General features: G+C 65.7%; 1 protein-coding gene. It reads left to right on the top strand.

Annotated elements, in window-relative coordinates; genetic code table 11:
• Positions 1 to 505 (top strand): methyl-accepting chemotaxis protein (locus AC07P1_RS33745; RefSeq protein ID WP_494699953.1); only part of this gene is annotated, 505 nt, incomplete at both ends.

The following is a 505-nucleotide window of genomic DNA, read 5'->3' as shown; positions in this document are numbered from 1 at the left end:
CGGCCACCGATTCGATCAACGCCAAGCTGGCCGCGCTGTCGGAGAAGGCGTCCAACATCAACAGCGTTTTGATCACCATCACCAAGGTCGCCGACCAGACCAACATCCTCTCGCTCAACGCCGCCATCGAGGCCGAGAAGGCCGGCGACGCCGGCCGCGGCTTCTCGGTCGTGGCCACCGAGATCCGCCGCCTGGCCGACCAGACCTCGGTGTCGACCTGGGACATCGAACAGATGCTCAAGGAGATGCAGTCGGCCGTCTCGGCCAGCGTGATGGGCATGGACAAATTCTCCGAGGAGATCCGCCGCAGCGTCGGCGAGGTGCGCCAGGTGACCGACCAGCTCTCCGGCGTGATGGACCAGGTGCAGAAACTGGCGCCGCAGTTCGACGCCGTGCTGCAGGGGATGCAGTCGCAGGCGGTCGGCGCGCAGCAGATCTCGGAGACGATGATGCAGCTGAACGACGCCACCCAGCAGACGGTCGAGTCGCTCAAGGCCACCAGCGA

The organism is Duganella sp. GW821-FHT07F09, assembly GCF_059418705.1.
This window is presented reverse-complemented; position numbering and strand designations above follow the sequence as displayed.